The sequence below is a fragment of the Pseudomonas baetica genome (assembly GCF_051216495.1).
Lineage (GTDB): Bacteria > Pseudomonadota > Gammaproteobacteria > Pseudomonadales > Pseudomonadaceae > Aquipseudomonas > Aquipseudomonas baetica_B.
This window is the reverse complement of record NZ_JBPKAM010000102.1, coordinates 1-21,896: the sequence shown is the minus strand read 5'-3', so window position 1 is coordinate 21,896 and position 21,896 is coordinate 1. Positions and strand designations below refer to the sequence as shown.

Annotated in this window: 22 protein-coding genes; 11 read left to right on the top strand and 11 right to left on the bottom strand. The window is 61.3% G+C overall.

Annotated elements, in window-relative coordinates; genetic code table 11:
• Positions 1–320 precede the first annotated feature (320 nt).
• Entirely contained in the window at positions 321–989 is a 669-nt protein-coding gene (locus tag ACSFE6_RS25975) for an ATPase (protein ID WP_435430266.1), read from the top strand.
• Between the two features lie 4 nt (positions 990–993).
• Here the strand turns inward: ACSFE6_RS25975 and ACSFE6_RS25970 are convergent, their stop codons facing one another.
• The 6 genes from ACSFE6_RS25970 to ACSFE6_RS25945 form a co-directional block, all read right to left on the bottom strand.
• Positions 994–1,590 carry a cytochrome c3 family protein gene (locus tag ACSFE6_RS25970; protein ID WP_435430265.1) on the bottom strand — a complete coding sequence of 199 codons (597 nt, stop codon included), beginning with the start codon at positions 1,588–1,590 and terminating at the stop codon, positions 994–996.
• A gap of 9 nt (positions 1,591–1,599) precedes the next feature.
• Complete coding sequence (locus ACSFE6_RS25965) at positions 1,600–2,085, bottom strand: nitrate reductase cytochrome c-type subunit (protein WP_435430264.1); 486 nt, start codon at positions 2,083–2,085, stop codon at positions 1,600–1,602.
• Between the two features lie 11 nt (positions 2,086–2,096).
• On the bottom strand, positions 2,097–4,601 hold the full coding sequence (gene napA, locus ACSFE6_RS25960) for a nitrate reductase catalytic subunit NapA (RefSeq protein WP_435430263.1): 2,505 nt from the start codon (positions 4,599–4,601) through the stop codon (positions 2,097–2,099).
• Positions 4,598–4,858 (bottom strand): chaperone NapD, encoded by a 261-nt coding sequence (locus ACSFE6_RS25955; RefSeq protein WP_435430262.1) that lies wholly within the window; start codon positions 4,856–4,858, stop codon positions 4,598–4,600. Before ACSFE6_RS25955 ends, napA begins: the two co-directional genes overlap by 4 nt.
• A 23-nt stretch (positions 4,859–4,881) precedes the next feature.
• On the bottom strand, positions 4,882–5,049 hold the full coding sequence (napE, locus tag ACSFE6_RS25950; RefSeq protein ID WP_435430261.1) for a periplasmic nitrate reductase, NapE protein: 168 nt from the start codon (positions 5,047–5,049) through the stop codon (positions 4,882–4,884).
• Between the two features lie 198 nt (positions 5,050–5,247).
• A complete protein-coding gene (locus tag ACSFE6_RS25945) occupies positions 5,248–6,135 on the bottom strand; it encodes a serine hydrolase domain-containing protein (protein WP_435430260.1) in 888 nt (295 codons plus the stop codon).
• Positions 6,136–6,450: 315 nt separating this feature from the next.
• On the opposite strand from ACSFE6_RS25945, the gene ACSFE6_RS25940 reads away from it, so the two are divergent.
• Positions 6,451–7,236 carry a DeoR/GlpR family DNA-binding transcription regulator gene (locus ACSFE6_RS25940; RefSeq protein ID WP_435430259.1) on the top strand — a complete coding sequence of 262 codons (786 nt, stop codon included), beginning with the start codon at positions 6,451–6,453 and terminating at the stop codon, positions 7,234–7,236.
• Positions 7,237–7,327: 91 nt separating this feature from the next.
• On the top strand, positions 7,328–7,795 hold the full coding sequence (locus ACSFE6_RS25935) for an Lrp/AsnC family transcriptional regulator (protein ID WP_435430258.1): 468 nt from the start codon (positions 7,328–7,330) through the stop codon (positions 7,793–7,795).
• Between the two features lie 160 nt (positions 7,796–7,955).
• On the opposite strand, the gene ACSFE6_RS25930 is transcribed toward ACSFE6_RS25935, so the two are convergent.
• Genes ACSFE6_RS25930 through ACSFE6_RS25920 form a run of 3 tightly spaced genes read right to left on the bottom strand, consistent with a single transcriptional unit; the run spans position 7,956 to position 10,580 of the window.
• Complete coding sequence (locus ACSFE6_RS25930) at positions 7,956–8,792, bottom strand: ABC transporter ATP-binding protein (protein WP_435430257.1); 837 nt, start codon at positions 8,790–8,792, stop codon at positions 7,956–7,958.
• On the bottom strand, positions 8,780–9,583 hold the full coding sequence (locus ACSFE6_RS25925; protein WP_435430256.1) for an ABC transporter permease: 804 nt from the start codon (positions 9,581–9,583) through the stop codon (positions 8,780–8,782). Before ACSFE6_RS25925 ends, ACSFE6_RS25930 begins: the two co-directional genes overlap by 13 nt.
• A 10-nt stretch (positions 9,584–9,593) precedes the next feature.
• On the bottom strand, positions 9,594–10,580 hold the full coding sequence (locus tag ACSFE6_RS25920) for an ABC transporter substrate-binding protein (protein WP_435430255.1): 987 nt from the start codon (positions 10,578–10,580) through the stop codon (positions 9,594–9,596).
• Positions 10,581–11,315: 735 nt separating this feature from the next.
• Here ACSFE6_RS25920 and ACSFE6_RS25915 point away from each other — a divergent pair.
• From ACSFE6_RS25915 to ACSFE6_RS25880, 8 genes are all read left to right on the top strand, one after another.
• Complete coding sequence (locus ACSFE6_RS25915; RefSeq protein ID WP_435430254.1) at positions 11,316–12,731, top strand: APC family permease; 1,416 nt, start codon at positions 11,316–11,318, stop codon at positions 12,729–12,731.
• A gap of 48 nt (positions 12,732–12,779) precedes the next feature.
• The gene (locus tag ACSFE6_RS25910; RefSeq protein WP_435430253.1) at positions 12,780–13,616 is read left to right on the top strand and encodes a polysaccharide deacetylase family protein; all 837 of its coding nucleotides are present in this window, start codon (positions 12,780–12,782) and stop codon (positions 13,614–13,616) included.
• Positions 13,613–14,671 carry a C45 family autoproteolytic acyltransferase/hydolase gene (locus tag ACSFE6_RS25905; protein WP_435430252.1) on the top strand — a complete coding sequence of 353 codons (1,059 nt, stop codon included), beginning with the start codon at positions 13,613–13,615 and terminating at the stop codon, positions 14,669–14,671. The genes ACSFE6_RS25910 and ACSFE6_RS25905 overlap by 4 nt, the downstream gene beginning before the upstream one ends.
• Positions 14,672–14,697: 26 nt before the next feature.
• A complete protein-coding gene (locus ACSFE6_RS25900) occupies positions 14,698–15,111 on the top strand; it encodes a VOC family protein (protein ID WP_435430251.1) in 414 nt (137 codons plus the stop codon).
• A 27-nt stretch (positions 15,112–15,138) separates the two neighbouring features.
• Entirely contained in the window at positions 15,139–15,954 is an 816-nt protein-coding gene (locus ACSFE6_RS25895; RefSeq protein ID WP_435430250.1) for an SDR family NAD(P)-dependent oxidoreductase, read from the top strand.
• Between the two features lie 25 nt (positions 15,955–15,979).
• Positions 15,980–17,008 (top strand): Rieske 2Fe-2S domain-containing protein, encoded by a 1,029-nt coding sequence (locus ACSFE6_RS25890; protein WP_435430249.1) that lies wholly within the window; start codon positions 15,980–15,982, stop codon positions 17,006–17,008.
• Complete coding sequence (locus tag ACSFE6_RS25885) at positions 17,005–17,964, top strand: PDR/VanB family oxidoreductase (RefSeq protein ID WP_435430248.1); 960 nt, start codon at positions 17,005–17,007, stop codon at positions 17,962–17,964. The genes ACSFE6_RS25890 and ACSFE6_RS25885 overlap by 4 nt, the downstream gene beginning before the upstream one ends.
• Positions 17,965–18,118: 154 nt before the next feature.
• Entirely contained in the window at positions 18,119–18,826 is a 708-nt protein-coding gene (locus tag ACSFE6_RS25880) for an amidotransferase (RefSeq protein WP_435430247.1), read from the top strand.
• Between the two features lie 129 nt (positions 18,827–18,955).
• Here the strand turns inward: ACSFE6_RS25880 and ACSFE6_RS25875 are convergent, their stop codons facing one another.
• A complete protein-coding gene (locus ACSFE6_RS25875; protein WP_435430246.1) occupies positions 18,956–20,449 on the bottom strand; it encodes an aldehyde dehydrogenase in 1,494 nt (497 codons plus the stop codon).
• A gap of 25 nt (positions 20,450–20,474) precedes the next feature.
• Positions 20,475–21,770 carry an NAD(P)/FAD-dependent oxidoreductase gene (locus ACSFE6_RS25870; protein ID WP_435430245.1) on the bottom strand — a complete coding sequence of 432 codons (1,296 nt, stop codon included), beginning with the start codon at positions 21,768–21,770 and terminating at the stop codon, positions 20,475–20,477.
• Between the last annotated feature and the right edge of the window lie 126 nt (positions 21,771–21,896).

Below are 21,896 nucleotides of genomic sequence, written 5' to 3'. Positions count from 1 at the left end.
GTGGCGTGTAGATGTGTGGCGGCAAACGTACAGCACAACCCCCTTTTTTGGTGTTTTTTTTTTTTTCCTCCTCCTCCCTCCCCCCCCCCCCCCCCCCCCCCCCTGCTCCTACAGTTGTTAATTCTCGAATGAGGCAAAACACTGCTCAATCGAACCCCGCTGAACGATTTAGCCAATCTGTTGCATCGACCGGTTGAATCCACAACCGATAGCCGCCATTCATTTCATTGATACTCACCATTAAAAAACGCAAGTTCTGTTTTTCTGTCATCAGAGGAGGATAGGGTCATTCCGATCTCGCCATTGAAGGAACCTGCGCGATGAGATTTTCGACCCTGTTGGCTGTTGTCGCCGTGCTGACCGGCAGCCTTGCCGCCACTGTACCGGCCGTTGCGGCCGATCCGTCCTGCCGTTTCCTGCCGATTGCCGATAGCGCCGTCACTTTGCAGCACGCCCGCACGGTGGCGGTGTTGTATAGCGAGAACACCATTAACACCCAGCAATACCTGGAGCAGTACCACGCCGTGGCGGTGAAAGGTGCACAGAATCCCGAAATGAATGCGCAGATCGCCAAGGCGTTCGTCGACAGTTCCGATCCGCAGCGGGCGATCAATTGGCTGATGGGGTCGCTGCAGAAGCAATTCACATCGGTGACGGTCTACGACAGCCTCGACGCGGCGGTGCAGGCACATCCGGATGTGGTGGTGATGCTCGACACCTATAGCCGTCTGGTGTCCAAGCGCAACAATCAGGTTGACGCGCGGTTCGTGGCCAAGTTTTACGACGCGAACTTGCAATACATCGGTCAGGCCGAAGGTTCCCGTTCGCAGCAGATGCCGTCGGTGTGGGTGCATGGCAAGGCTGCACCGCAGATTGCCGCGCAGATCGATCAGCAGACCGAGTTGCAGGTCAATGCATTGAAGCAGTTCGACGTGTCCCTGAAAGCGTTGGTGACGGCGGGTCACGCGGGGCACGTGGCGAGCAATTAGGTCGCTACCAGCCTTTCACTCCGCTCATGTCGGGCAGTTTGTGCGCGATGCCTTTGTGGCAGTCGATGCAGGTGGCTTCTCCCTTGGCCAATGACGTCGAGTGCATGGCCGCTGCGCGTTTGCTCTGGCGGGTGAAGTCCATGAATTCGAAGTTGTGACAATTCCTGCACTCCCGCGAGTCGTTGGCCTTGAGCCTGGCCCATTCATGCTCGGCCAGTTCCCGGCGCAGGGCGAGGAATTTGTCTCGGGTGTCGATGGTGCCAAACAGCTTGCCCCAGACTTCCTTCGAGGCCTGCATCTTGCGCGCGATCTTGTGCGTCCATTCGTGCGGCACGTGGCAGTCCGGGCAACTGGCGCGCACGCCCGAACGGTTGGTGTAGTGAATCGTTTCCTGCAACTCGACGAACACGTTGTCACGCATTTCATGGCAGGATGTGCAGAATTTCTCGGTGTTGGTCAGCTCCAGCGCGGTGTTGAAACCACCCCAGAAAATGATCCCGGCAATGAATCCCCCCAGCGTCAGGAAGCCCAGGCTGAAGTAGACGCTTGGCCGACGGAGGATGCCCCAGTAGTCCTTAAGCAGGGCGAACAGTGCTTTCATGGCGCCTCCTCAAGGTTTCTGCGCGGCGTTGGCGTCGTCTTGCAGGATTTTGTCGATGGTCTCGAAACTGTTGCCCACCAGCGGCAGCACCTCTTTTTGCGGTACGTGGCATTGGTTGCAGAAGTAACGGCGCGGTGAAACGGCGGCCAGCGCCTGGCCGTCGCGGTCCATGTAGTGGGTGATGCTGATCATCGTCGCCTGGGACTTCGCACTGTTGGCCCGACTGTGACAGGACAGGCACTTGTTGCCGTTCTTGTCGATCTGATAGCCGCGAATGGTGTGGGGGATGGTCGGCGGCTGGTCGGGGTAGTTGCGCTCGCGCTTGAGGTCTTTGTTTTCATCGTTGGCAATCGGCGGCGCGGGCAGGCTCTGGGTGAGGGTACCACCGGGCCGGCGCCCGTCCGGGGCAGGTGCGTCCAAGGGGTAATTGACGTCGGCAGCCATGGCCATACCCATCACGGCAAGCAATAACAGCGGCAGGATTCGAAAAGTCATGACGGTGCTCCTCAAGCCGCGCTGATCAACTCGATGCGGATGGCGCATTTCTTGTAGTCAGTCTGTTTGGAGATCGGGTCGGTGGCGTCGAGCGTGACCTTGTTGATCAGCTTGTTGGCATCGAAAAACGGCACGAACACCAGACCCCGTGGCGGTTTGTTGCGCCCGCGGGTTTCGATGCGCGCACGGATTTCGCCGCGGCGGCTGATCAGTTTCACTTCACTGCCACGTCGTGCCTTCAGGGCCTTAGCATCCTCGGGGTGCATGTAGACCAACGCATCGGGCACGGCCTTGTACAGTTCCTCGACCCGTTGGGTCATGGTCCCGGTATGCCAGTGTTCCAGGACTCGGCCGGTACTCAGCCAGAACGGGTAATCGGCGTCCGGGGCTTCCGCAGGTGGCTCGTAGGGCAGGGCGAAGATGATCGCCTTCTTGTCCGGGTAACCGTAGAACTGCACCTTGCTGCCGGTCTCTACGTAAGGGTCATACCCTTCGCGGTAGCGCCAGCGGGTTTCCTTGCCATCGACCACCGGCCAGCGCAGGCCGCGTTCGCTGTGGTAACGGTCGAACGCCGCCAAGTCATGGCCGTGGCCGCGGCCGAACTCGGCGTACTCCTCGAACAGGCCTTTTTGCAGGTAGAAACCGAAGGCCTTGGCTTCGTCGTTCTTGTAGCCGGCTTCCAGTTGCTCGACTGGAAACTGATCGACCTGGCCGTTTCTGAACAAGACATCGAACAGGGTCTTGCCCTTGTATTCGGGCCGCTTGGCCAGTAGTTCGGCGGGCCACACTTCATCGATTTTGAAGCGCTTGGAAAACTCCACCAGTTGCCAAAGATCCGACTTGGCATCCCCCGGCGCGCTTACCAATTGATGCCAGAACTGGGTGCGGCGTTCGGCGTTGCCAAAAGCGCCTTCCTTTTCCACCCACATCGCCGTGGGCAGGATCAGGTCCGCGGCCTGGGCGGACACGGTGGGGTAGACGTCCGAGACAATCACGAAGTTTTCCGGGTTACGCCAGCCGGGCAGCACTTCCTGCATGATGTTCGGCCCGGCCTGCATGTTGTTGCTGGCCATGGTCCAGTAGACGTTGAGTTTGCTGTCCTTGAGCATGCGGCTCTGTTGCACGGCGTGAAAACCGGGTTTCTCCTGGATGGTGCCCTCAGGCAGCTTCCAGATTTGTTCCGCGTGGGCGCGGTGTTTGGGGTTGGTCACCACCAAGTCGGCAGGCAGCCGGTGCGAGAAGGTGCCAACTTCCCGGGCGGTGCCACAGGCCGATGGCTGGCCGGTCAACGAGAAGGGGCTGTTGCCCGGCTCGCTGATTTTGCCGGTGAGCAGGTGGATGTTGTAGATCAGGTTGTTGGCCCACACGCCACGGGTGTGTTGGTTGAAACCCATGGTCCAGAACGACACGACCTTGCGTTTGGGGGCGGCATACAACTCGGCCAGGCTCTTGAGTCTTTCCGCCGGGACGCCGGTCTCCTTGGCGGTGCGCTCCAGGGTGTAGGGTTTGACGAACGCGGCGAATTGCTCGAAGGAGATGTCGGTCCAGGTGTTGGCCTTGTCGGCATTCTTCGCCTGTTTTTCCCGTGGATCGTCCGGGCGCAGGCCGTAGCCGATGTCATCGGCGCCCTGGGCAAAGCGGGTGTGCTGGCTGATGAAGTCCTTGTTGACCGCGCCGCTTTCGATGATGTGGTTGGCGATGTAGTTGAGGATCAGCAGGTCGGTTTGCGGCTTGAACACCATGGGGATGTCGGCCAGTTCGAAGCTGCGGTGTTCGAAGGTTGACAGCACCGCGACTTTCACGTGCGGGTAGCTCAGGCGCCGGTCGGTGACCCGGCTCCACAGGATCGGGTGCATCTCGGCCATGTTCGAGCCCCACAGTACAAAGGCGTCGGTGGCTTCGATGTCGTCGTAGCAACCCATGGGTTCGTCCATGCCGAAGGTGCGCATGAAACCCATCACCGCCGAGGCCATGCAATGGCGGGCATTGGGGTCGATGTTGTTGCTGCGAAAACCGGCTTTCATCAGTTTGTTGGCGGCATAGCCTTCCCAGACTGTCCATTGCCCGGAACCGAACATGCCGACCGATTCGGGCCCTTTGTTCTTCAGCGCTTCCTTGAATTTCGATTCCATGATGTCGAAGGCTTTCTCCCAACTGATCGGCTGGAATTCGCCTTGCTTGTCAAACTTGCCGTCTTTCATCCGCAACATCGGCTGGGTCAGGCGGTCGACGCCGTACATGATCTTGGACAGGAAATAGCCCTTCACACAGTTCAGCCCACGGTTGACCTCAGCCTTGACGTCGCCATGGGTGGCGACCACGCGGTTATCCTTGGTCGCGACCATCACACTGCAACCGGTGCCGCAGAATCGGCAGGGCGCTTTGTTCCAGTCCAGGGTGACCATGTCCGCTTCGGTCACCAGGTTGCTGGCAGAGGTGATGATCGGCAGGCCCGCCGCGGAGGCCGCAATGGCGGCAGCCTGGGCCTTGACGAATGCACGACGCGACATGCTCATTCGATGTCTCCGGCAGGATCGAGGATTTCGTGATAGATCAACGCAGCGTTGAGTACGCCAGGTAGATTGTTGATTTGTTCGATGCGTTGCAGGATCTGGTTTTCGTGTGCGGTTTCAAGCACGACCACCAGTTTTCCGGCGGTACTTTCCTGATGCAGTTCCACACCGTCCAATAGCCGCAAGTTGGCTTTGACGGCGTCGAATAGTTCCGGTCGGGCAAGTACGACCAGGCTGGCAATATGCAGGGCTTCGTCCATGCGCTGACTCCAGCAAAGTGTGATCAGTTGGGTGGCCCCGGCGGGCCGTAGATCATTTGTAAAAACCAGACGATGAAGCCGTAGCCGCCAACGATAGCGACTGACAGCAAGGGAAACAGGCAGACGACAAGAAACAGGAACAGCCGGGTTTCCTTGCGCCGCTGTGTTTTTTGTTCTTCAGCCAATGCCATGGCGTTCACTCCGCCGAACTTGCAATCAGACTAGTTCACTAAATTTTCCCGGGTTTAACGGCGTGAGCCCTTATCGACCGGCGGTATTGAAGAGTGCTTGCGCAGAGCGTTAGTTGTATTGCTTTAAATCAATAGAGCATCAAGTTACTAATGGGCTTATTGATAAGCGTTACTGTTTGAGAATGATTTATCACGTGTTTAAGCACTTGTTTTCAGGATGACCGACAGGCGCTTCACCGCTTCGCCTTCGACAACGCCTTCGCAGGTGTTTGCTTGAAACACCGCGCAACTTGCCGTGTTGTCGCCATCGATGCCGCGATAGACCGCCACGACGCTGCCGGGCCCGCTGCCGGTGTGTCCGCTCAAGGTCAACCCGCCTGTTTCCACGCCTTGCATCAGCCCCAGGCCATAACCCGGAGACAGCCACGGACGGCCGGGAATCGGGCCGCCGAGAGGGTGGGCCTCTTGCATTTCGCGCAGCAGATCGAAGGGGAGCAGGTGACCGCTCAACAGTCGATACAGGCACACCGCGGCCTCTTCAAGCGGACCGACCAGCAAACCGTGATAGACCCAGCCCGGGTCGTAGTCGGGTGCACCACCCATGTCCACACCGAGGAGATCGCAACGGTTTTTCGCCAGACGCACGTGGGTTAGACCCAGTGGGGTGAATACCCGCCGGGTCAGTGCTTCTTCAAGGGAACTGCCCGTCACGCGCTGAATGAGCCGCGCGACATACAGGTAACCAACATTCGAATAACGCCAGCCGCCCCCTGGCGTGTAGCGCAGCCGACCGGCATCCAGGCGTTGCAGCAGGTCATCGGCAGGCCAGGGGATATCGTGGCGGGCGACAGCGGCGTGGTAATCGGCGAGTTCGGAGTAGTCCGCCAGCCCGGCCTCGTGCCGCAGCAGTTGGCGCAGGGTGAACGGCCCTTCGGGGACTGTCTCGTCAAGACCGGTCAAACCGTCACGCACCAGCGACAGGGCTGCAGCGGCAAGCACGGTTTTGCTGAAGCTCCACCAGGGCACCGTTGTACCGGGTTGCTCAGGCGTGAGAAGGGTGCCGTTCGAAACAAGGGCAAAAAGCATGTGGCGACTCTGCTATCGGGAAGACCGGCAGAGTACCGGGTTTGCGCCGATCAGGTGTGCACCAGTGCGATGGTGAACGAGACCACGATCATGCAGGCAAAAGCAAAATTGAGATTCATGAAGTTTCCATCCAAAACATGAGAGACGGCGCCATTTTGAATAAGGCACGGAAGAATAAAAAATTCGCCTTCGTGATTTGAAAGATCGAAAGAATTGATACCTGGCACTTTTTGCCGGGCTCACCGGTTTGTGTTTGTTTCGTGGTTTGGCTAATCTCGCACAAACGCGCACTATCACGCATAAACAGGCATAACCATGCACGATCATTCACCCGCCGAACTCCCGCATCTGCGTCGACAGAAAATCCTCTTGATCCTCGAACGCGACGGCAAGGTCATGGCTTCCGAGTTGAGTCAGCACTTCTTCGTTTCCGAAGACACCATCCGCCGCGATCTGTCAGAACTGGCCAGCGCCGGTCTGGTACAACGGGTGCACGGTGGGGCGCTGCCGCGACCCAAGGACACCGGCAAGGACTACTTCACTCGCATCAGCGAGACCGATGAGGTGAAGACCTGCCTGGCGCAACTGGCAGCGGGTCGTGTCGAGAACGGTCAGACCGTGGTGTTCGACTCCGGCACCACGACCTTGCAGATTGCGCGGATGCTGCCGTCGGACATTTGCATCACAGCCGTCACCGCGTCGCCCATGACCGCGATCACCTTGTCTGAATACAAAGGCGTCAAGGTGATTCTGGCGGGGGGGCAACTCAATCCGGCAACGATGTCTGTCAGCGGCCATGAAACCCTGCGCCTGCTTGAAGGCATCAAGGCCGATCTGTTGTTCACCGGGGTGTGCGCGATTCACCCGGAAGTCGGCATCAGCTCCCTGCATTTTGACGAAGTGCCGGTCAAGCAGGCGATGCTCGACAGCGCGTCCCGGGTGATTGCGGTGACCACGGCGGACAAGCTGGGCGCGGTGGAGCCGTTCTTGGTCGCGCCCTGTTCGCGCTTGCACACACTGATCACCGAGCGCCATGTGGCGTCGGGCAATATCGAGGATTACCGCGCGCAGGGGATCGAGGTGGTACAGGCGGACGCTTGAGCCGGCGCCACGCATTCCAGCCGCCCGGTCATATCTGCTAGCCTTCGCTTCTTTGCCCGGTGCTGCCGGGCGCTGCCATCGGGAAACCAGCATGCCAATGTCAACACTCGACCCTCTGGACATGGACATCGTCCGTGAATTGCAGGAAGACGGTCGTCGCGCCTTTCGCGAGGTCGCGCGCAATTTGTCGGTGCCCGAGGCCACGGTGCGTACGCGGGTCAAGCGCATGCAAGACCAGGGCATTCTGCAGATTCTGGCATTCACAAATCCGGCCAAGCTGGGCGATGCGAAACTGGCGCTGCTGTTCGTCAATGTCGCGCCGCAGGATCACGAGCGGGTGGTCGATACCCTCGGGCGCTGGACCGAAGTCAGCTACCTGTCCACCACCATGGGCACCGCCGATATCTGCGTGCAGGTGCTGTGCCACGATAACGACGCGTTGTGGCGGCTCAAGCAACGCCTTCGCGCGCTGCCGGGCGTTGAGGAAGTGCGGATGATGCAGGAAGTGAAGGTGCACAAGATCCGCTTCACCATTCCGGGGGCGGACATCGAGTTGTGAAGGCTGGTATTTGATTTGAATTTGCTGGCCCCATCGCGAGCAGGCTCGCTCCCACACTTGACCGCGTTTCTTCAGGAAGAACGCCATCTACTGTGGGAGCCAGCCTGCTGGCGATGGGGGTGTAACAGCCACCATTTTTTTGGATGTGCCGGTTGCTACCTCAATGCGGCTCCTCCAAGTCATCATGCAACAGCCCGAAGATGTTGCGCTTCATCTCGATGAACGAACGCTCCATGACCATGTCCAGGCTTCGCGGACGTTCGATCGGCACGTCGAGAATCTGCTTGATCCGCCCGGGCCGCGCGCCCATGACGTAGACCCGGTCGCCCAACAGAATGGCCTCGTCGATATCGTGGGTCACGAACAACACCGTCTTCTTGCTGTTGCCCCAGACGCGCAACAGCAGCTGTTGCATTTGCAGGCGGGTCTGGCTGTCGAGCGCGCCGAAGGGTTCGTCCATCAACAGGATCTGCGGATCGTTGGCCAGTGCACGGGCAATGGCCACGCGCTGCATCATGCCGCCGGACAGCTGCTTGGCGTAGTTATCGGCGAAGGCACTGAGGCCCACTTCGTTGACGTAATAATCGACGATGTCCTTGCGCTGGGCTGCCGGCATGCCGCGACGCTTGAGACCGAACTCGACGTTCTGTCGCACGGTCAGCCAGGGGAACAAGGTGTAGCTTTGGAACACCATGCCGCGATCCGCGCCCGGTCCCTGCACCTGTTGACCGCCGACATAAATCTCGCCTGAAGTGGGCTCGGCCAGGCCGGCGGTGAGGTACAGCAGGCTCGATTTGCCGCAGCCCGAAGGGCCCACCAGCACCGCGAATTGCTGGTCCGGCACGTCGAAGGACACTTGCTCCAGCGCGGTGAAGGTACTGCCGTCGGGTTTCTGGTAGCGCAGGCTGACCTTGTCGACCTGCAGCCGTGGCGAAGCCTGCACCGGGGTCACGTCCGCCGTGACGAAACGATGCTGCGTTGCGGTTACTGAGCCCATGCGGTGATCCTCAGGCGTAGGAAGCGGAACAGTTGATCGGTGATCAGGCCCAGCAGGCCGATGATTGCGATGGCCAGGAAAATCACATCCACCTGGAAGCCACGCATCGCCTTGAGGCTCAAATAACCCAGGCCACTGGACGCCGCCACCAGCTCGGCGACCACCAGGTAAGTCCAGGCCCAGCCCATGGTCACGCGCAGCGTATCGAGCACGCCGGGCAGCGAAGCGGGGGCAATGACGTGCAGCACCGCGTCGCGGCGGGTGGAGCCCAGGGTGTAGGAGGCGTTGACCAGATCCTTGGAAATGCCTTTGGACACGTCAGCGATCATCACCAGTTGCTGGAAGAACACGCCGAAGATAATCACCGACACCCGCTGTTCCAGGCCGATGCCGATCCACAGGATGAACAGCGGCACGAACGAGGTGACCGGCAGATAGCGGATGAAGTTGACCATCGGCTCGAGGAACGCCTGGACGATGCGAAAGCTGCCCATCAGCAACCCCAGCGGCACCGCCACCAGCGACGACACGATAAAGCCGACCATCACCACTTCCAGGCTGGCCCATACGTGCGTACCGAGCGTGCCGTCACGTGCCAGGCGCGCTGCCGCGTCCAGCACGGCACCGGGCGTAGGTAGAAACATCGCCGGCACCAGGCCGCCATAGGACAAACCGGCCCACAGACCGACCAGCAGTACCCACGCCAGGCCGCTAGCGCTCCAGATCACCGACACCGGCAGCCCGGTCTTGGGCGTCACGCAGCGGCTTACCCACGAATTTCGCTTGAACATACCGGACCTCCTACAACGGGCTGACGAAGCGATTGTCGATCAGGTCGTCATTGCTGACGTTGAAGGGTTTGCCCTGAAGTTCACTGGCGGTCTCGTTGGCCAGCTTGATCAGCTCTGCACTGTCACCCGGTTTGCCCAGCGAGCCCAGCAGCTTCTCGCTCATGGCCTGGTCGTAGAAGCGCACGCCCTTGGCCGCCGCTGCCAGCTCCTTGGGATCGGACAGGTAGCCGCCGACGCCCTTGGCCATGATTTCGTAGGCTTTTTCCGGATGGTCCTTGGTGTACTGCACCGCCCTGTACAAACCGGCCACCAGGGCCTTGACGTCTTCCGGCTGTTTTTCGATGACGCTGCAGTTGAGCGCCACCACGTCGACGATCACCGCCGGGGTGCTGCTGCTGTCGATCAGCACCTTGCCTTGCTGCTTGTCGCGCACCATCGACAGATGCGGTTCCCAGGTCACGGCGGCCGGTACGCGCCCGGCGATAAACGCCGTGGCGGCGTCATCGGCCGTCATGTTCTGCACGGTGATGTCGCTCATGGTCATGCCGTGCTTTTTCAGCAGGTAGGACAACCAGAACTGCGACGTCGATCCTTCATTGACCGCGACGGCCTTGCCCTTGAGCTCCTGCAGGCTCTTGACCTCCTTGCCCACCAGCACGCCGTCGCCGCCATGGCTGTCGTCCAGGGCCGCGACGGCCTTGAAGCAGAATTGCGGGCGGTATTTGAGCACTTCGTCAATGGTCGAGGCGGAGCCTGAGAGTTGGCCGGACGCTTGGGCTGCCATGTACATGGCGGCCTCTTCGACCACTGGCAACTCGACGGTCAGGCCCTTTTCCTTGAAGTAGCCCAGGTCCTGGGCGAGGTAGAGGGTGCCGTAGCCGACCCAGGTGGTATGGCCGATGGACAGGGTGCCAGCCTGGGCACTGCCGGCCGCTGCCACGGCCAAGGCCGCCGCTGCCAGGGGATGAGTCAAGCGGGTACGCAAAGGTTTGATCATGGAACACTCCCGGGACGATGGTTTTTTTTGTTCGTACAGTTCGGGGCAGTGGGCAGAGCGCCCAAAAAAGCTGAGGCCGCGGGGTCTCTGGTGGACCTTTTGCCTCTGTCAGCGGCTGCGATGGTGGCTGATGTCACGGGTCAGGAAAATTAGTAAATATGTGGTTACTGACGAGGAAAAAGGTGGTTTGTACCGGGTGGGTGGGCCATTCGTGAGCGCCTCGCAGCAGTCAACGAACGCCTGTCCGGGATGGAAGTCCCCCTGAGTTTCCGAATGCTGTTCATTTAAGAGATAGAGTGAGCAAGCCGTTATCTGTGGCGAGCGAGCTTGCTCGCGCTGGGGCGCAAAGCGGCCCCGCTTATCTCCCCGAAAGAAAGGGACTGCTACGCAGTCCAGCGGGAGCAAGCTCCCTCGCCACAGGTGCAGTGTTTGTTCTTAAGTGAACAGCATTACCCTGCGTTTCTCGTCTCTTATCCATTTGCGACAGATCCTGCGCATCCCTTGCGCACAGGTGATCGCACCTGCCTGACCTGAAATCCCCATCCCTCAAGGCCTGCGCCCGCAAACACGGTTTCTGCGTGGTTGCGCCATGATTCTATATGCGTATCTATTGGCGACATAAGCTGCGCAATGCGCAACTTAAGTGTAAAAAATAGCTGCTAATGCGCAGAAAACAGGATTAGTATTGACTCATCGCAAGGTGTTACAAAAAAATAGCGAACGAGGGTGAACGTCATGCACGAGAGCACTAACGGCCTTGAGCCGACCCAAGGCTTCGAAAAGACCATTCGCTGGTGGGATGGTGTCGCCATCACCCTCAGCTTGCCGGCGGCGCTGTTTGTCGGCCTCGGTTATTCCATGGGCGCCATCGGTGCCTGGGCGGCCGTGGCGCTCTGGGCCACCATCGCCGCTGTGGCGGCGTTGCATAACTGGGTGTATTCGGAAATGGGCGCGATGTTCAGCCACAAATCCGGTGGCATCGCCCTGTACGCCAACGAAGCCTGGAGCAAGCGTTTTCCTTCCCTGGGGCCATTGGCGACTTACGCGTACTGGTTCGCCTGGGCCACGGCACCGGCAATCTGGGGCCTGGCGGTCTCGCAGATCCTCACCGAGCAGTTCTGGCCCAACGCCAGTTATCAACTCGACCTCGGCATCATCCAGCTCGATTTGCCGCAATTGATTGCGTTGGGCGTGGCGTTGCTGTCCTGGGCGCTGAGCATGATCGAACTGCGCTTCACCATGATCCTCATCACCCTGGCCGGCGTGCTGCTGATGATTCCGGTGGTGATCTTCGGCAGCGGCGCGTTCGCTTCGCACTTGTGGACGACGTCGACCTTCACCTGGCGCATCCCCGGTGGCCTGGAAGGGTTGCGCACCGCCATGGCCTGGCTGTTCGTGATGGCGTGGTCGGCCTATGCGGTGGAAGCGGCGGCGTCGTTCATTCCCGAGTACCGCGACACGGTGCGTGATACCCGCAAGGCCTTGCGCGTATCGGCACTGATTCTGTTGCTGGTGTTTACCCTGACGCCATTGGGCCTGGCCGGCCTGCTGGGCGAACAAACCTTGGCGAGTTCACCGAACGGCTTCCTCCAGGCCGGCGCCGTGACGCTGCTTGGTGGCGGGGCGGCGGCGATTACGTTGGTGTTGATCGCTGGCATTTTGGTGCTGTCGGTGATGGGCACCGCCGATGCGGCCCGTGCGCTGTATCAGAGTTCTCGCGATGGCCTGACCGTGCGCCAGTTCGGCGTGCTCAACCGCAGCGGCGTACCGGCCCGCGCCGTCACCGTGCAACTGGCGATTAACGTGGCGCTGGTGCTGTTTGTCGGCAATGCCTTGGCAGTGATAGTCGCCGGCAACGTCGGCTATGTGTTGGCGCATCTGCTGGCGGTCGCAGGCTTTGTGGTGTTGCGCAAGGATCAGCCGGATACGCCGCGTCCGATTCGCCTGCCACGGCGCTGGATTGCCATCGCCTCGGCGCTGGCCGTGTTCGACGGCCTGATCCTGGTCGTTGGCATCACCAGCGCATCGATCACCGGTTATGGCGGCTACAAGGAAGTCGCCATCGCCATCGCCGTCCTCGCCATCTCCCAGGTCATGTACCGACTGCGTCGGGCACAGGACCGAGCGCATCCACAACCCGCGCATTCGTAAGGCGCTGCTCGCAGCCCACGCATAACCACGCAATAAAGGAACACCCCAATGAGTATCGACAACTCGTTCGGCCTTGCCTGGCCGAATCGTAGCCCTGTGGCCGTCTCCCTGACGTTCGACGTGGACGGTGAAGCCGGATTTCTCGGCGACAGCCCGACGTTCGCCCGTCGCCTGACCAGCCTGTCGGAAGGCCGCTTCAGCGTGAATCGCGGCGTACCACGGATCCTCGAATTGTTGGCGCGGCATCAGATCAAGGCCTCGTTTTTCGTGCCGGGCCACACCGCCGAGCACAATCCGGGGCTGGTGGAGCAACTGCTGGAAGCAGGCCATGAAGTCGGCCATCACGGCCATCTGCACCTGCGCAGCGACAAGGTCTCGGTGCAGGAACAGGTCGATGAAATGGAGCGTGGCCTGGCCGCACTGGCCAAGGCCGGGGCGCCAAAGCCTGCGGGTTATCGCTCGTCGTCCTGGGAGCTGACCCCGGAAACCTTCGAGCTGATCATCCGCCACGGCTTCAAGTACGACTCCAGTTGCATGGGCGACGACCGTCCGTACATCGAAACCTGGAACGGACAGTCCATCGTCGAACTGCCGGTGCACTGGTCGCTGGATGACTGGCCGATGTTCGGCTGGGGCATCGACAACGGCGGCAATTACACCCACCCGCGCACCCTGACCGATGTGTGGCTGGCCGAGTACGAGTCGGCTCGCCGCGACGGGCGTCACACCAGCTTCACCATGCACCCGGAAGTGATTGGGCGTGCGGCGCGTTTCGAGCAGCTGGAGCGATTTGTCGAGCGCCTGGTGAGCGATGGCGATGTCTGGTTTGCGCGTCTGGACGAAGTGGCCGCCCATGTGACGCCTTATCTGGAGAACCGTCGATGAGCACTGTATTCCGTTCCACCGTGACCGATCCCCATGGCCGTGGTCGTGAATTCGGCGAGTGCCATGCTGCGCAGATCAAAGCGTCGGTGGAGGCCTATCGCGGGCTGTTCGAGCGCTCGGCCCAAGGTCCGGTGGATTTGCTGCAACTGGGCAGCGAGGCATTACTTCAGATCGAACGGTTCGCGTCTCCCTTGCACGCTGAAATCCTCGGCATGGCCGAAGGGGCAGGGCTGGATGCGCGGGAAATCGGCGCGATCAATGCGCGCACGGAAATCCTCGCGTATCTCGGTGCACGGTTGCGCGGCGAATGCTCGACCGTCGTGCAGGTCGATCCCGCCAGGACGATGCCGGTCACCGTGCAGACCTGGGACTGGTACTCGCAATTCGCCGGCCAGTGGCTGGTCTGGGAGATTCCCCACGCCGATGGCGGCATGACCACCACCGTCACCGAGTACGGCATCGTCGGCAAGATCGGCGTGAACAAGAACGGCTTGGGCGTGCACTTCAACATCCTGCATCACCGTAGCGACGGGCAACGCATTGGCGTGCCGGTGCACGTGGCGTCGCGCTGGATGCTCGACAGCCAGGGCGACATCAACGATGCACTGCAACTGCTGGCGGCGACGGATTTCTCCGCGTCCAGCGTGTTGACGGTGGTGGCGTCGAAGGCGGGGGAGAGCACCGCCGTGAGCGTGGAGCTGTACCCCGAAGGCCCGGCGTTTGTATTCCCCGGCGCCGACGGCCTGCTGGTGCACACCAACCATTTCCTCGACCCGCGCGCAGCGGTCGGCGACACCGAGTGGGGCGTGTATCCCGACACCCTGTTGCGTCACGACACCCTGACCCGACGCCTGGCCAATCGTCGCGACCTCAGCGCGAGCCAGATCATCGCCGCGATGAACAGCCACCTCGGCAGCACCGGCGCCGTGTGCTGCCACCCGGACCCTCACAGCAACGCCGACCAGTACCAGACCCTCGTCACGGTGGCCATCGACGTGCTGGCCGGCACTCTTCAAGCCTTGCCGGGCGGGCCTTGCGCCCATGCCCATCATTGATCAGGAAACCCAAGGAGATCACTCCCATGCTCAAACTCAAACGCGTCGACAACATGGACATCCTCACCAACAACGTGCAGCGCCTGGTGGATTTCTACCACGGCACCCTGGGCCTGGGATTCTTCCTGCCCTACGTGGCCGAAGAGCGCTGGGCGGCCATCGAAACCGGCAACCTGACCCTGTACCTGTTCCACACCGAAAGCCGTGCCCAGGTCGAGCGCCGCACGGCGGTCAACCTTGAAGACATGCCGGGTTTCGATTCCTTCGCCTTCGAAGTGGAGAACCTCGACGAGGCCATGGCGTACCTGGAAGGCAAGGTCAAGTGGGTCACCGCCAAGCCCATCGAATGGCAGCACCCGAGCGGCACCCACTACCGCTACCGCCCGATGTTCGACCCGGACGGCAACATGCTCTACATCACCGAACCGCACAAAGTGTGAAACCGGCTCGCCCTGGAGAACAATAAAATGACCGTTTCCCTCTCGACCCAACACGCCCGGACCGCCCCACAGAGTGTGCTGGACCTGGCCCCCGAGGCGCAGAAATTCGCCGGCCGCGTGGCGCTGGTCACCGGTGCCGGTCGCGGTGCCGGCCGTGCTCACGCTCGGCTGCTGGCGGCACGCGGCGCGGCGGTGATCGTTAACGACATCGATGTCGACGTGGCCAACGCCACCGCTGCCGACATCGTCGAAGCCGGCGGCAACGCCATCGCCATCGCCTGCGACATCACCCTCAAGGCCAACGCCGAAAGCCTGATCGCCAAGGCCGTGGAGCACTTCGGCCAGCTCGACATCCTGGTGCACAACGCCGGGATGATGTACTCGCTCACCGGCCTTGAAGACACCGACGACGCCAACTTCAACCAATTGCTGGCAATCAACGTGCACGCGCCGTTGTTCCTGACCCGTGCTGCGCTGCCGGCCTTGCGCCAGAGCAAGGCACCGCGGGTGATCTTCATCAACTCGCAGTGGGGCCAGGTGCCGGATGGCCATTCCTACGCCTACATGGTGTCGAAGACCGCGCAATTGGGCCTGATGAAAACCATGGCCAAGGAATTCGTGGGGCAGGGGATTCTGGTCAATGCCATCACCCCCGGCGCGATCCTGACCCGGATGGTGCCCGAGGAGTACGTCGAGGGCGAGAAGGCGAACATTCCTTTGGGTCGCCTGGTGCACCCCGAGGAAATCGCCGCCGCCGTGGCGTTTCTGGCCAGTGACGAATCGGCCTTCATCACCGGGCAGGTCCTGGCGGTGAACGGTGGTGCGCTGGTTGTCGGTATCTGAGTTGAGCCTGATCGAGGATAAGAACATGAGCGAAAAAATGACCCAGCGCCAACGTGCTGAAGCCGCCATGCGCCGCCAATGGTTTCCCGTGGCGCGCAGTGTTGACCTGGATACCCCGCAGTCGGCCACACTGCTGGGCGAACGCCTGGTGGTGTACCGCACCGAATCGGGCCAGGCCGTGGTGCAAGAGGCCCGCTGTCCCCATCGCGGTGCCGATTTTGCCCTTGGCAAGGTGCATGGTGAAAGCATTGCCTGCCCGTACCACGGCTGGCGTTTCTCCGCTGAAAATGGCCAGTGCAACCATGTGCCATCGCTGGCCGATCAGTGCAAGATCCCGCCCCAGGCATCGATCAAGACCTACCCGGTGATCGAGCGTTTCGCCCACGTCTGGACCGCTTTGGAAGATCCGGTCGAAGACCTCTACGACCCCGAGCAATGGAAAGGCATCGACTTCCAGTGGCTGGCCGCCGAGCCGCTGCATTCGCCAACGGGCGTAGCGGTGGCCATCGAAAACTTCCGCGACGTTGCACATTTTCCGTTCGTGCACTTCGTGTCCATGGGACCGAGCCCGCATATCGTTGAACCTTTGAAAGTTCGCCGCGAAGGTCTGGACGTGATCATGGAGCGGCCATTGGATGCCGGTGAAGGCGAATGGGCCAACGACGGCGATTGCATGATGTTCTATCACTGTGCGGCACCGGGGCTGGCCAGCATCACTTATGACTACGAACGCCTCGGCAAGCGCATCGTCGCCGGTTTCCCGTCGCCGGTGGCCTATGACGAAGTGAAGATCTTCTGGGGCGTGGCCAACGCCAGTGATTTCAAGGGTGCCGACCTTCAGGAAAACCTGCGTATCGAGGAAATGGTTTACCTGGAAGACATGCCGATCGCCGCCGGGATTTTTCCCCGTGAAATCGACTGGGACGGTGTGTTCGTCGAGCATTCTGTGCCCGCTGACCTGTTCACCCTCAATTACCGTCGGGCCTTCCGTGAGTTCATGGAGCGTGCCGTGCCCGACATTTCGATGGCCCAGGGGCAGCGAGGCGTGGCATGAGCCGCGCAGGCGAATGCAGGGAGGTGCTGATCAGCGCCATGCGTCTGGAAGCCGAGGGCGTGATGTCCCTCGAGCTTCAAGCCTTGGCTGACCAGACATTACCGTCATGGGAGGCGGGGGCGCACATCGATGTGCGCCTGCCGTCGGGACTTACCCGTCAGTATTCGTTGTGTGGCGACCCGCTGGATCGCCAACATTTGCGCGTCGCGGTGCTGCGCGAGGACAAGGGCCGTGGCGGTTCGCGGGAAGTGCACGACGGCCTGCGGGTCGGACAGATCATCAGCATTGGCGAGCCGCGCAATGCCTTTGCCCTGGCGCCGGCAGCGGCTTATCAGTTCGTTGCCGGTGGTATCGGCATCACGCCGATCCTGCCGATGATTCTGGCGGCGGAGCGTGCCGGCGTGCCGTGGCACCTGGTGTATGGCGGGCGCTCGCGGCGTTCGATGGCGTTTCTGGATTGGCTTTTGCCTCGCGCCGGTGAACACGTGGAGATTCTACCGGCCGACGAGTTCGGTCTGTTGGATCTCGAACGCATTGCGGCGCGTAGTGCGGCGGGGGCCGAGACCTACAGCTGTGGTCCCGGTGTGCTGCTCGACGCCTTGACCTCGCGTTTTGCCGAACAGGAGCTGCAAGGGCGCCTGCATCTTGAGCGTTTCGCGGCAGCTCCAATTGTGCCAACGGCGGGAGAGGGCGACCTGACCGTCATCCTGGCCCGCAGCGGCCGGGAAATCGCCGTGCCGTCCCACTGCTCGATCATGTCGGCCTTGCGTGAGCAGGGCGTCGATGTGCCGTCGTCCTGCGAGCAGGGCGTATGCGGCATGTGCGAAACCCGCGTGCTCGACGGTGAAATCGACCACCGCGACATGCTCCTGACGGACAGCGAAAAGGCCCGCAACAACCTGATGATGGTCTGCGTGTCCCGGGCCAAGTCGGCTAGGCTTACATTGGACCTCTAAACCAACACATAACCCCTGTAGGAGCGAGCTCTGCTCGCGATGGACGTCAGGACACCGCGGGGCATCTGAAGGCCCGCGTTATCGTTGACCTCCATCGCGAGCAGAGCTCGCTCCTACAGGTTTTTGCATTCCTTCAATTAAGGCTTCTGCGCTCATGCTTTCAATCTGCATCCTCGAAACCGACCACCTGCGCCCCGAACTGCTCGATGAATTCCACGGCTACGGCCGCATGTTCCAGCAGTTGTTCGAACGCCAGCCGATACCTGTGCGGGTCACGGTATGCAACGTGGTGGACGGTGAATATCCGCCTGACGATCAACGTTTCGACGCGTACCTGATCACCGGCAGCAAGGCCGATGCGTTTGGCGATGCGCCGTGGATCACGGTGTTGCGCGATTACCTGCTGCAACGCTATCGGACGGGCGACAAGTTATTGGGGATCTGCTTTGGCCACCAATTGCTGGCCTTGGCGCTGGGCGGCGAATGCGGTCGTTCGCAGCAGGGCTGGGGCTTGGGTGTGCATCACTATCAGGTGCTGGATCAGCAACCGTGGATGACGCCGAAGCGGGACGGTTTCGATTTGCTGGTATCGCACCAGGACCAGGTCAGCGCCTTGCCGCCCGGTGCGCAATTGCTGGCGTCGAGCCCGTTTTGCCCGATGGCGGCGTATCGGATCGGGGATCAGGTGTTGTGCTTCCAGGGGCATCCGGAGTTTGTCGAGCCGTATGCGCAGGGGTTGCTGGATTTGCGGCGCGGGGTGTACGGGGAAGCGCTGTATGGCGAAGCAACCGCCAGTTTCAAGAACGGTAACGACGGCGCACTCATCGCCCAATGGATGCTGCAATTCCTGACCCAACCCTAATCTCCCATCACCACAATACCTGTGGGAGCGAGCCTGCTCGCGAAGAGGCCCGAACATTCAACATCAAAGTTGACTGACAGACCGCTTTCGCGAGCAGGCTCGCTCCCACAGTGGAGGGTGGTGTTGGGATTAAAGCTTGATCCACGTCGCCTTAAGCTCCGTGTACTTGTCCAGCGCATGCAGCGACTTGTCCCGCCCATTGCCCGATTGCTTGAACCCGCCGAACGGCGCGGTCATGTCGCCGCCGTCGTATTGATTGACCCAGACACTGCCGGCGCGCAAGGCTTTGGCGGTGAGGTGGGCCTTGGACAGGTCGGCGGTCCAGACCCCGGCGGCAAGGCCGAAGGGGCTGTCGTTGGCGATCTGGATGGCTTGCTCCGGCGTGTCGAAGGTGATCACCGACAGCACCGGACCGAAGATCTCTTCCTGGGCAATCTTCATGGCGTTATCGACCCCGTCGAATACCGTCGGCTCGACAAACACACCACCGCTTTGCTCCAGCACGCGATGCCCGCCACAGACCAGCTCTGCACCCTGATCGACGCCGGCCTGGATGTAGCCCAGGACGGTTTCCATTTGTTGAGTGTCCACCAGTGCGCCGACCCTGGTCGCCGGGTCCAGCGGATGCCCCGGTTGCCATCGTCTCAAGGCCTCCACCAGCAACGGCATGAAGCGCTCTTTGACCGAGCGCTCGATCAACAAGCGTGAGCCGGCGGTACACACTTCGCCCTGATTGAACGCGATGGCGCTGGCGGCGGCCTCGGCGGCGATTTTCAGGTCGGGGGCATCGGCGAACACGATGTGCGGGCTCTTGCCGCCCGCTTCCAGCCAGACCCGTTTCATGTTCGATTCGCCGGCATACACCATCAGTTGCTTGGCAATTCGCGTTGAGCCGGTAAACACCAGTGTGTCGACGTCCATGTGCAACGCCAGAGCCTTGCCAACCGTATGGCCAAAGCCCGGCAGCACGTTGAACACGCCTTTGGGAATGCCCGCGTCGAGGGCCAGCTGCGCCAGGCGAATGGCCGTCAACGGTGATTTTTCCGAAGGTTTGAGGATCACCGAGTTGCCCGCCGCCAGGGCCGGGCCGAGTTTCCAGCAGGCCATCAGCAGCGGAAAATTCCACGGCACTATCGCAGCCACTACACCAATGGGCTCGCGAGTCACCAGTCCGAGTTGATCATGGGACGTGGCGGCCACTTCGTCGTAGACCTTGTCGATGGCTTCGCCGTACCAGCGGATCGCCCGGGCGGCACCGGGCACGTCGACGCCAAGGGCATCGCTGATCGGCTTGCCCATGTCGAGGGTTTCCAGCAGGGCCAGCTCTTCGGCGTGCGCCTCCATCAGCGCGGCAAGGCGAATCAGCGTGGCCTTGCGTTCAGCCGGCGGCTGGCGCGACCAGATGCCGGATTCGAAGGCCTGCCGCGCACTGCGCACGGCGAGGTCGGCATCGGCTTCGGTGCAACTGGCAATCCGGCCCAGCAATCGACCGTCGATAGGGCTGATGCAATCAAAGGTTTCACCACTGACGGCGTCGCGGTACTGGCCATCGATGAACGCCCGGGTGTGGGGCGACAGTGACGCGGCGCGTTGTTCCCACTCATTGCGGGTGAGGTTTGTCATGTTCGTGTCCTGTTCAAAGAGGGGATCAGCGCAGGCGCTCAAGCATCTGGTAGTACCACATGCCGGCGGCGAGCATCGGGTTGCCCAGCAGGTCGCCCATGGGCACGCGGATGTGCTGGCAGGCGGCGAAGGTGTCGAACTGCTGCAACTGCCCGGTGATTGCCCGGCCCATGATTTCGCCCATGATGTGGGTGGTGGCGATGCCGTGGCCGGAGTAGCCCTGGCAATACCAGACGTTGTCCGACAGCTTGCCCAGTTGCGGGATGCGGTTGATGACGATGCCCATCGCGCAGCTCCACTGGTAATCGATGGCCACGCCCTTGAGCGCCGGGAAGGTCTGCTCGATGCACGGACGCAGTTCGGCGGCGATGTCCCGCGAATCCTTGCCGCTGTAATTGGCGCCACCACCGAACAACAGGCGGCCGTCGGCGGTCAGGCGGTAGTAGTCGAGCACGAAGCGGCAGTCGTACACGGCCAGGTCTTCGGGGTTGATCTGCCTGGCCAGGTCACCCAGCGGTGCGGTGGTGACGATGCCGCCCATGGCCGGGAAGATCTTGCCCTTGAGCTTGGCTGGCTCGAGCTTGTGGTAGACGTCGCCGGCCAACAGTACCTGGTTGGCGTCGATGCGACCGTGGGCAGTGCGCACGCCCGGGCTTTTGTGAGGAGCATCGCCGTGAATGATCTCCAGCACTTCGCTGTTTTCGAAGATCAGCGCACCCAGGCTTTCAGCGGCCCGCGCTTCGCCGATGCACAGATTCAGCGGGTGCAGGTGCATGTTACGGGTGTTCTTGATCGCACCGTGGTAGAGGTCGCTTTGCAGCAGGTCGCGGACCTGGCTGCGGTCGAGCAGGCTGACCTCGTCGCCCATGCCACGGTGCAGGGCTTCTTCGTAATCCTTGCGCAGGCCGTCCATGTGGCTCGGCTTATAGGCCGCGTGCAGGTGGCCGTGCTTGAGGTCGCAGGCGATGCCGTATTTTTCCACCCGCTGCTTGATGATCTGGTGCCCGCGCCAGCGCAGATTCCAGATGAAGTCGTCGACCTCATCGCCGATCGTGCGGCGCATCTGTTTGCGCATGGCCTCGTCGCCCGAGAGGCTGCCGGTGACCTGGCCACCGTTGCGCCCGGTAGCGCCCCAGCCGATCTTGTGGCTTTCTACGATGGCGACTTTCAGGCCTTTTTCCGCGAGCTCGACAGCGGTGGCGACGCCGGTGAAGCCGCCACCGATGATTACCACATCAACCCGGTGCTGGCCTTGCAGGGTCGGGTAATCGGTTTCCTGGTTGAGGGTGGCGGTGTAGTAGGAGTTGGTTCGTTGGGTCATGATTTTTTCCTGACAGAAAGGGGAGCGAGGCTGGCACCGCCCTTGTGGGGGGGGGGGGGGGGGGGGGGGGGGGGGGGGGGGTCGCTGCTTGGAGTTTTTGTCGGCTACATTCTTCGCGTCGCAGCG